At 44.1% G+C, this 9283-nt stretch carries 9 protein-coding genes; 5 read left to right on the top strand and 4 right to left on the bottom strand.

The features are described from left to right. A partial coding sequence (locus BW716_RS36660; protein ID WP_179091018.1) for a hypothetical protein occupies positions 1 to 214 on the top strand: 214 nt, incomplete at its 5' end. On the opposite strand, the gene BW716_RS06620 is transcribed toward BW716_RS36660, so the two are convergent. The 4 genes from BW716_RS06620 to BW716_RS06605 all read right to left on the bottom strand — a co-directional run bounded on the left by BW716_RS06620 (position 211) and on the right by BW716_RS06605 (position 6491). Continuing rightward, the gene (locus tag BW716_RS06620) at positions 211 to 2433 is read right to left on the bottom strand and encodes a family 78 glycoside hydrolase catalytic domain (protein ID WP_083721745.1); all 2223 of its coding nucleotides are present in this window, start codon (positions 2431 to 2433) and stop codon (positions 211 to 213) included. The two genes, BW716_RS36660 and BW716_RS06620, sit on opposite strands and share 4 nt — an antisense overlap. A gap of 64 nt (positions 2434 to 2497) precedes the next feature. Further along, complete coding sequence (locus BW716_RS06615; RefSeq protein ID WP_083721744.1) at positions 2498 to 4099, bottom strand: MFS transporter; 1602 nt, start codon at positions 4097 to 4099, stop codon at positions 2498 to 2500. Next, the gene (locus tag BW716_RS06610; protein WP_083721743.1) at positions 4096 to 5148 is read right to left on the bottom strand and encodes an HlyD family secretion protein; all 1053 of its coding nucleotides are present in this window, start codon (positions 5146 to 5148) and stop codon (positions 4096 to 4098) included. Before BW716_RS06610 ends, BW716_RS06615 begins: the two co-directional genes overlap by 4 nt. 5 nt (positions 5149 to 5153) lie before the next feature. After that, positions 5154 to 6491 carry a TolC family protein gene (locus tag BW716_RS06605; protein ID WP_083721747.1) on the bottom strand — a complete coding sequence of 446 codons (1338 nt, stop codon included), beginning with the start codon at positions 6489 to 6491 and terminating at the stop codon, positions 5154 to 5156. Positions 6492 to 6575: 84 nt separating this feature from the next. Between BW716_RS06605 and BW716_RS06600 the strand changes: the two genes are divergently transcribed. The 4 genes from BW716_RS06600 (at position 6576) to BW716_RS06590 (ending at position 9269) form a co-directional block, all read left to right on the top strand. After that, a complete protein-coding gene (locus BW716_RS06600; RefSeq protein ID WP_235643513.1) occupies positions 6576 to 7373 on the top strand; it encodes an AraC family transcriptional regulator in 798 nt (265 codons plus the stop codon). 94 nt (positions 7374 to 7467) lie between these two features. Further along, positions 7468 to 7620, top strand: a complete 153-nt coding sequence (locus BW716_RS36655; RefSeq protein WP_179091017.1) for a hypothetical protein — start codon at positions 7468 to 7470, stop codon at positions 7618 to 7620. A gap of 157 nt (positions 7621 to 7777) precedes the next feature. Continuing rightward, positions 7778 to 8050 (top strand): hypothetical protein, encoded by a 273-nt coding sequence (locus tag BW716_RS06595; protein ID WP_083721741.1) that lies wholly within the window; start codon positions 7778 to 7780, stop codon positions 8048 to 8050. A gap of 67 nt (positions 8051 to 8117) precedes the next feature. Beyond that, positions 8118 to 9269 carry an efflux RND transporter periplasmic adaptor subunit gene (locus BW716_RS06590; protein WP_083721740.1) on the top strand — a complete coding sequence of 384 codons (1152 nt, stop codon included), beginning with the start codon at positions 8118 to 8120 and terminating at the stop codon, positions 9267 to 9269. Positions 9270 to 9283: the final 14 nt, after the last annotated feature.

Genomic DNA, 9283 nt, shown 5'->3' with positions numbered 1-9283 from the left:
AAAAAGTGTAAACAACTTCACTAATAAAAAACTCAGACAGGCAAACAAACCTGTATTCATTGCTTTACTGGCAGCACTCGCATTCCTGATTATCAACTTTGGGTTCAGTGTATTTGCCACACCCGTTGTATTAAGATATCAGATCGTACCCATGATCGTGTTGCTCACATTCTCACTAATACTAACAGAAAAGCAATTCGAACCGCAGGATTAAAAATCATACGTCCCTGCTGCCACCTCCACACTTTCCTTACCAGGAATCATGATTGTGGCCCGGGTGCCGGCAGGGATTTCTACATGCATGGTAAATTTGCCATTGGTTATTTTCCAGTTGGAAACAATCTTTCCATAAGGACAGGTATAACCTGCATTTACCCATTCAAGCCCTCCGCCAGGCTGAGGGTGAATCGTGATCTTTTCATATCCTGGACTCGCTGCATCAATTCCTGCCACTACCCTGTATAACCACTCTCCAACCGCGCCGTATGAATAGTGATTGAAGGAGGTCGCCTGTATGGTACTATCCGGTTTGATGGCATTCCATTTTTCCCAGATAGTAGTGGCTCCCATCTTCACTGGATACAACCAGGAAGGATAAGTCTCCTGATTCAATACTTTGTAAGCAAGATCTGTATAGCCATTTTCACTCAGGGCATGCAACAGGTAGGGCGTACCCAGAAAGCCGGTGGCTAAGTGATTATTGTTGTTCCTGACGAGTGTAGCCAGTCTATCTGCAGCATTCTTTTTCATACTATCGGGCAGCATGTCAAACTGCAATGCCAGGATGTAGGCTGTTTGCGTATTTGTAATGGCTACGCCTTCGGGAGAGATGTAGTGCTTTAAAAAAGCAGATTTGATATTTTGTAGTAAAGGAGTATACTTTTCCACATCTGCTGTTTTACCTAAAACTTTAGCGGTATTGATCAATAACTGGGTAGAATTTGCCCAGTAACACTGGTCAATATAATGTAACGAGGTAGAATCACCGGGAGCCAGCCAGTCACCATACCCATTCGCCGTCCAGAGACCGTCTTTGCTCACGCTGTTAATGTAGTCAACCCAGGCTTTCATACTCGTGTATTGCCTGTTTAAAACAGCTGTATCCCTATATACCCAATACAAGGTCCAGGGAATGATAGCAGCTGCATCGGCCCAACCAGCAGCACCGGCACGGGGATCTTTACGAAGTTTTTCATACACATCCGGAATAATACTGGGCACAGCTCCATTCACCGCCTGATCGGCCAACAAATCCTGCAACCATTTACTAAAAAAAGCATCGACATGAAAGAGATAACTGGCAGTTCTGCAAAAAACCTGTGCATCGCCAGTCCAGCCCAAACGCTCACTACGCTGTGGGCAATCGGTAGGAATGTCCAGAGAATTTCCTTTAAAACTCCAGGTAATATTGTGACATAACTGGTTCAACATAGGGTTAGAACTGGAAAAGGTACCAGCGGGTGTAAGGTCTGAGTATAATGCAACTGCCGTAAAATCGTTTGCATTCACCTTACAGCCTTCTACCTTTACATATCGGAACCCATGCCAGGTAAAGTGTGGCTGAAAGGTGCCCTTCCCTTTTCCGGGCAGAATATAGGTATCAGTTGCTTTAGCTTCTCTCAAATTACCAGTATAGAAATTTCCTTCCTTATCCAGCATTTCTGCATGATATAATCGAATCGTATCACCGCCTTTACCTTCCAGCTGGCAACGAACCCAGCCAGCCATATTTTGTCCGAAATCTATGACCTGTTCTCCTTTAGGGGTAATCCATACTTTAATGGGGTGAAAATTCTCTTTTTCTCTTACCGGAGGGGTATGGTCTGCTACCAAAATATCTTTCCGGAAGTCAGCAATTGCTACAGGTCTTGCCTGACGCACCTGAATACGGGCATCATACAATTCTCCATCATATAAACTGGAATAACGAATAGGGCCAGTGGTGCACTGCCAGCTACTGTCTGACAAAACAGACAGGTGGCTGCCGTCATTATAAGTAAGATCCAGCTGAAAGAGCAACCCTGCATCATTGCCATAAATATCATGTGCCAGATTCCCTCCAAAAACGCCTCTGTACCAGCCTTCCCCTATGGTCACAGCGATCGCATTACGTCCTTTTTTCAACAGTGTCTTCACATCGTATTGCTGGTATTGCAATCTTCTGTTATAACTGGTAAAACCTGGGGTGAAGTAAGCATCCCCTACTCTCTGTGCATTGATATTTGCCTCATACAGGCCATGGGCAGTTATGTACAAGGTTGCGGAGCGCAATCCTTTCTGTACACCGATCGTTTTGGTATATACCGGGCAGGGCCGGAGCAATGTGTCTTCTTTAAAAACTGGGACAATCCATTTTGCAGATTGAAAAATGGATTGTCCCGATACCGCCGTTGCGGTCAGCAAAAACAGGCAGAATAAAAGTTTCTTGATCATATTGGGGATAATCGTCGACTTTGGGGGTCGGGTACTCTTTAAAAACCCGAATTTAACGAAAATGTTAATAAGCCGCTGGCGCCGGTTGGTTCCTCCTCAAATCTATCACCGTCTTATTCAAATATGGAATCCAAGCTATCAACAATATCACCCCAATGATCATTATACTGATCAGATAATAATAATCCATCGAAAACCGGATCTGCGCCTGTATATCCGCAGAACGATACAACAACCCTGTTGCAGCTTTCGTGGCCCTGTCCGCAGGCAATCCCTTCGCCATTAAACCTGCTTTATACACCCCCAATTTGGAATTCACTAAAGGATCCAATGTTGTCAACTTATCCAGAAAACGGTTATAATGCCTGCTCTTCTCATACAACTGGAAATAATTGATCAACGCAATACTGCCACAAAAACCAGCAAAACGGAAAAATACCCCCGTAGCCGAAGCCGTACTACCCAGATGCGCCGGTACTGAAGAAATACAAAAGATAATCAACGGCGCCATCAGCATACCCGCACCCATCCCCTGCGTGATCAATGGCACAATGAAAGTCTCCGCATCCGCCATCGTGGCAAACAGGAAGTTCATCCACAGATGAAACACCAGCAATAAACTAAACCCAATCAACCAGATCCATCTCATCTTCACATTGGTAATAATCATACGTGAACTCACTAACACGCCCAATACAATTCCCGTCACATTCGCCATCAGGATATAAGACAGATGTGTTGGATCCATACCCAATACCCCCGTAAAGTAGTTATTCGTAATATTCAATGCCCCTCTACAGATGTACAACACGAAGATCAACACCATCCCCACCACATAGTTCCTGTTCTTAAACACATCCAGACTAAGATAGGGTCGTTTCAAATATTTCTGCCTCATCACATGCAACATTCCCAATACCACTACACCTATAGCCGCCAGCAATATCCTGCTATCACTAAACCAGTAATACTGCTGCCCATACAACAGAACATATCCTAATAAACTCAGTCCCGTAGTATATATCACAAAACTCGCCCAATCCAGCTGATACAGGGGAAACCGTTTATTCAACCGCACCGGGTTCATCATCACAAACAACAACAAGATACCAGGTATATAAGTAAAGATCATCCACTTGTACAGTACATTGTAATCAAACGCATCTAATAACGGCGCTGTCACCAGTGCACTAACTGCTGTAATACACAACAGGTTCATATAAAAAAGTGAATACCCGATCTCTCTTTGGCGATTACTCCGCAGACGGCTAAAGATTAATGTAATACATACAGATGATGAAATACAGTTCGCCATACCCTGTATAAAACGCAGACTCAGTAATATATACAGGTTATGCGTTTTATAACATCCATAAGAAGTCAGGATCTGTATCACCGCTCCCATCAACAGGTATTCCTTCGTTGCAATGTATTGAAAGAATCGCCTTTCCAATGCAAAGAACCCTGCCAGTGAAGCATAGAACAATACCATGGAATACTGTACATCCGCCGGCTCTATGCCATAGTAACCCGCAGAACCGGGGGCACTGGATACAGAGATACCGAACATCAGCAGGTTTGGCAACAGGTTCAGAAATATCACAAACCTGATAAACCATTCCGAAGCCGTAGCCCATGGTTTGAATATCGTCAGTTTTCTTGTCATTGTGCTTTTGCAATCTTCACAGTTGCATTCATACCTGCGCGAAGTAGTAAATCAGCATCTGCTTTGTCAGTCAATTTGATGCGTACTGGTATACGTTGTACGATCTTCACAAAGTTACCCGTTGAGTTATCCGGAGGTAACAAGGAAAATCTGGAACCAGTAGCAGGAGATAAGGATTCTACCTGGCCATTAAATATCTTTCCGGGGTAAGCATCTATCTCAATCTTTGCCTGCTGTCCTATGTGCATATGGCGCACCTGTGTTTCCTTGAAGTTGGCCACTATCCATTTACCAGCAGTCTGGTTCACGATGAATGCCAGTGTCTGCCCGGCCTGTACCAGCTGTCCTTCTTCGATGGTACGGCGGCCCATTTTACCATCATATGGGGCTTTAATTACGGTGTAGGATACATCGAGTGTATTTCTGCCCAGCATGGCTTCTCTACGCTCTATTTCGGCCAGCAATGCCTGCTTCTGTGCTTTGATATCACCTACTTTCGATTCAGACGCTGCATAGTTATTCAATGCTGTCTGGTAGTCAGCTTTCGCTACATCCAGTGCGGTCTGTACATTTTCCAATTGTTGTTTGGTCGCTGATTCCACATCATACAGTTTCTGGTAACGGTCCATTTCCTGTTGTTGCTTCCACAACTTTGCCTTCGCTGCCGCAATCTGTGCCTGTGTTACCGTTGCTGTTTTCGCTGTTGTAGAGATACTTGATTCCATTACCTGGATCTGTGCCTTTGCATTCAGCAGTGCAGCATTGGCTTCCTGCTGCTGTAATTTATATTCACTGTCGTCAATCAGGAGCAGGGTATCTCCTTTCTTCACGTCCTGGTTTTCTTCGTAGTTGATCTTTGTAACATATCCCACTACCCGGTTTGTGATAGGGTTAATGTATTCTTCCACCTGGGCATCATTCGTCTCTTCGAATTTATATAGGGTCATGAGCGTGATGATGCCCCATATCGCCAATCCCACTAATATTAAACCGGCTACCCATCCGGTGATAGTGGTTATCACCTTATCGGTCTTTGCATAATTTGCCATAATAATTATAGATTGCCTATTACTTTTTGTAATTGATAGTATTGTACGCGTGCTGCGATCTTTGCTGAAACGAGGTCAAAACGGGTCTGGAGCATTTGTGTGTCTGCATCCAGCAGGTCGGTCACGAGGGATAACTGGTTAAAATAAGTGTTATTTACAATCCTTGCGTTCTCTGTTGCCTGTTTGATATTGGTCTCTGCAACATCTATTCTCGTCAGTGCCTCCTGATAACGGAGGTAAGCTTCTTTTACCTGTTGTCTGATTACATCACCGGTTTCTTCGTGCGCTACTTCTTCTCTTTTTAATTCAAGGACAGCGGCCTTTTCTTTGTGCTTGTTATGGTAGAAGGAGGAAATAGGAAAGCTTGCTTTTACGCCATACATTCCTAATCCATAAGCCGCATCTGCGTAAGGGTAGAACATGATTTGCGGATACGAAAAATTGTATTCTGCAAACAGTCCTACCTTTGGCGAGACATTTGCCTTTACACGCTTCAACGTTAGCTTTTTCAGTTCTGATTCTCCTTCTGAAATCTTCAGCTGGAAAGCATGTGTACCTGCTATATTCAGGTATTCTTCATAAGACCCCGGTATTGCATTGCCATCAGTAAGCATACTATCTGCATCTATCCGCTCATTTTCATCATCTCCAATCAGGATAGCCAACCTCTGACGGGCAATTGCAATATCATTATCTATCTGCACCATTCCCATCTGTTGCCGGGATAATCTCAATTGTGCTCTCAGCACATCGCTCTTTAGTACAACACCATTCTTCTGTAGTTCCCGGATGTGGGCCAACTGTTTCTGCTGGTCTTCTATATCCTTTGCTATTAATTCTTTGAACCGGCAGCTGCGCACCAGATCCAGGTAACATACCGCTGCGCTGAATTTTACTTCAGACAGCGTCAGATTTTCTTGTTCTTTCGTTATAGCATGTTCCGTTTGTCCTTTCTGAATTTCAAGGTTGGTCTTATTTCCATTATATATATTGAAATAAGCATCCCCCCCAACCTTGTAGTAGTTGTGTAACACAGGATATTGCGTAGGTGTATGAAAAAATCCATCTTCATACATTGGCATATTTGTTACTCTTGCATAAGCGCCACTCACATCAATCTCCGGCAGTCTTTCTGCCTTTGCATCTTTCAGGGATTCTTCACTGGTTTGTACACGGATATGCGCCATCTGAACTTTTTTGTTGTTCTGTGCTGCTTTATCCCATACTTGTTCAAGTGTTAAATGAATAGGGGCTGTAGTATCGGAAGGTTTTTGTGCTACTGCACACATCGAAAAAATTAAAACAGGCAGTAATGCACATACCCTTTTGGTATTCGGTTGCATAATCATTATTCTGCATGCAAAGTTAGGATTATGGGGAACGAGCCATTTTATCTAAATTGCCAATTATTTATCCAAACGCGCCACATGTTCCTCGAAGAGTATTTAGCCGATATTGACACTATTCCCGATTCTGTATTTGTCATGATTGATAAGGTTGAGCGTAAATGGCCGATGCATGCTCATCATAAAGGACAGCTCACCTACGTGGAAGGCGGCATCGCCTATTGTAACCTGCCGGACAGATCTTTTGTCATACCCGCACGCCATTACATATGGATACCCAAACACCAGGAACACTACATCCAGGTCCGGCACTCCAGGTTCACGGCTACCCGTAACATCTATTTTTATAATTCAGATGACCAGCAATCCTCTTTTTATAATAAAATGGGCATTTATCCTGTAAATGAGTTGTTGTTGCAGATGATCAACTATACCACCCGCTGGAAAGGACATATCCGACCTGGCGACGCTGGCTTCCGGTTTCTGGCATCGCTGAAAGATATATTGCCGGAAGTAAGTACGACTACCCTGCCTGTGGCCCTGCCTACTACCACACACGAACGCCTGGCCCCCATACTTCAATTTATCAGCCGCCATTTTGATCAGGAGATCACCCTCGAGTCACTCAGTAATGAATTTGATATCAGCCCGCGGACCCTTTCCCGTTTATTTACTAATATACTCGATATGTCCTTTGTTCAATACCTGAAAATGCTCCGGGTTGTGAAAGGAATAGAGATGATCTTGCAGACAAACCAGACCCTGAGCGAGATCGCATATCAAACAGGATATAGTAATATCGCCGCTTTCAGCAAGGTATTCTACCAGGTTACCAACAAAAGACCCAGTGCCTTTCAACAGGAAGTGATGTCCGTATAAATTTCCGATTACATCTCAGAAAATCGCCAATTTGGCGTAATGTCTCAAATCGAAGCACCCCTCTCCTTATTTTTGTTTAACAATTTTGTTAAACATGGCGTCCAAAGATAAAAAAACAGAGCAGCACATCATTGATACTGCTATGCATGTCTTCTTTACAGAAGGCCGTCTGCACGCCACTACACAGGATATTGCCGATACAGCGCGGGTAAACCGGACCCTGACATTACTATTTCAAGTCACGTGACCAGCTGTTTGACACAGTATTTGAAAGAGCCAGACTGGAATCCATCAGGGAAACCCAGTCTGTACTAAGTGCTGCACTTCCCTTCCGGAATAAGATAGAGCAATTCGTAGAGGTATTCCTGCTACGCCTGCAGACTTATCCTTTCCTGGAAATATCCATGACTGCCTCTATTCAGGAAGGTATTTATCTGAAAGATAAACCGGAAGTGTTCATGCAGCAGTTCATTACCGAAGTACAACAGGAAATGGATAAAGGCACCATTCAGCGCTCCAACCCGGTGCATTTTATTATGAATCTCTTTTCGCTTGTAGTCTATCCATTTATTGTGAAACCCCTTAATCAGCATTTGTTTGGACTGAATGAACAGGAATATGAAAATATTGTTAAAGAAAGGAAGACTGTGATACTGAACACACTCTTTAACAACTAATCCGTAAGCTATATACCCCTGTGATCAGCTGAACTTTTTTTTGTCATGTACATAATTAAATACTTATATGTCGAAGATCTATTTACCGGTCGCCGGCGCAGCACTTCTACTGCTGTCCTGTGGCAATAACAAAAAAGGGACTCCGAACCCGGCCGACGCGGCAAAGGACTATGCTGTCATTTCGTTAGCCCCTATCAAGGCCACGATACACTATGACTTTCCTGCTACCATCCAGGGGCAACAGGTCATAGAGATCCGCCCCAAAGTAGATGGGTATGTGAAAGAGATCTATGTAAATGAAGGCGCCAATGTGAAGAAAGGCCAACTGTTGTTTACTATTAACAACCCGGAGTATGAACAATCTGTTTTAACTGCCAGAGCTTCTATCAAAAGCGCTGTTGCAGACGTAAATGCAGCACAGATGGATGTAAATAAAGTACGTCCGCTGGTAGAAAAAGATATCGTGAGCAAATACCAGCTGGAATCTGCACAGTATACACTGGAATCCAAACAGGCCGCACTGGCACAGGCACAGGCCACATTGGCCAACGCCGAAACCAATGTGGGCTACACCATTATCAAAGCGCCTGCTGATGGGGTAATCGGTACCATCCCTTACAAGATCGGCGCCCTGGTAAGCAGCACCAGCACCGAAGCACTGACTAACCTTTCTAATATAAGTAACGTATACGCCTACTTTTCCCTGAACGAAAAGCAACTGCTTGATTTCTCCGAGAAGATCCCGGGTAATACGCTGGAAGAAAAAGTGAAACACCTGCCTGCAGTAACACTGGTACTGGCCAATGGCAGTGAATATTCACTGAAAGGTAAAGTAGAAACAGCCAGTGGCCTCATTGCTACTGCTACCGGTACCGTTCAGTTCAAAGCTACTTTCCCTAATCCAATGGGCATCATTAAAAGCGGTGCCAGTGCCATTCTCAGGATCCCAAGGTCTGAAGACTCTGCACTTGTGATTCCACAAGGCGCTACTTATGAACTGCAGGACAAACGCTTTGCTTACATCGTGACCAAAGATAATTATGCAATAAGTAAGCCCATCACCACAACCGCCAATGACAACGGGCAATTCTTCATTGTAAAAAGTGGTCTGAAAGCCGGTGACAAAGTAGTGATTGAAGGCGCCAGCAACCTGCGCGACAGCACGCTGATCAAGCCCCGCTTAGTAAATGCCGACAGCCTCTACCAGAAGATTGACTAGCCTATTATTAAAAA

Origin of the sequence: [Flexibacter] sp. ATCC 35208 (assembly GCF_001975825.1) — a bacterium.
In the GTDB taxonomy this organism is placed as follows: Bacteria; Bacteroidota; Bacteroidia; order Chitinophagales; family Chitinophagaceae; genus Chitinophaga.
The sequence above is the reverse complement of the archived record's forward strand: the minus strand, read 5'-3'. Positions and strand labels throughout refer to the sequence as shown.

Excerpts from the sequence above, each read along its gene's own strand:
- BW716_RS06620 (WP_083721745.1), bottom strand. The coding sequence starts at position 2,433 with ATGATCAAGAAACTTTTATTCTGCCTGTTTTTGCTGACCGCAACGGCG.
- BW716_RS06615 (WP_083721744.1), bottom strand. The coding sequence starts at position 4,099 with ATGACAAGAAAACTGACGATATTCAAACCATGGGCTACGGCTTCGGAA.
- BW716_RS06610 (WP_083721743.1), bottom strand. The coding sequence starts at position 5,148 with ATGGCAAATTATGCAAAGACCGATAAGGTGATAACCACTATCACCGGA.
- BW716_RS06605 (WP_083721747.1), bottom strand. The coding sequence starts at position 6,491 with ATGCAACCGAATACCAAAAGGGTATGTGCATTACTGCCTGTTTTAATT.
- BW716_RS06600 (WP_235643513.1), top strand. The coding sequence starts at position 6,576 with ATGTTCCTCGAAGAGTATTTAGCCGATATTGACACTATTCCCGATTCT.
- BW716_RS36655 (WP_179091017.1), top strand. The coding sequence starts at position 7,468 with ATGGCGTCCAAAGATAAAAAAACAGAGCAGCACATCATTGATACTGCT.
- BW716_RS06595 (WP_083721741.1), top strand. The coding sequence starts at position 7,778 with ATGACTGCCTCTATTCAGGAAGGTATTTATCTGAAAGATAAACCGGAA.
- BW716_RS06590 (WP_083721740.1), top strand. The coding sequence starts at position 8,118 with ATGTCGAAGATCTATTTACCGGTCGCCGGCGCAGCACTTCTACTGCTG.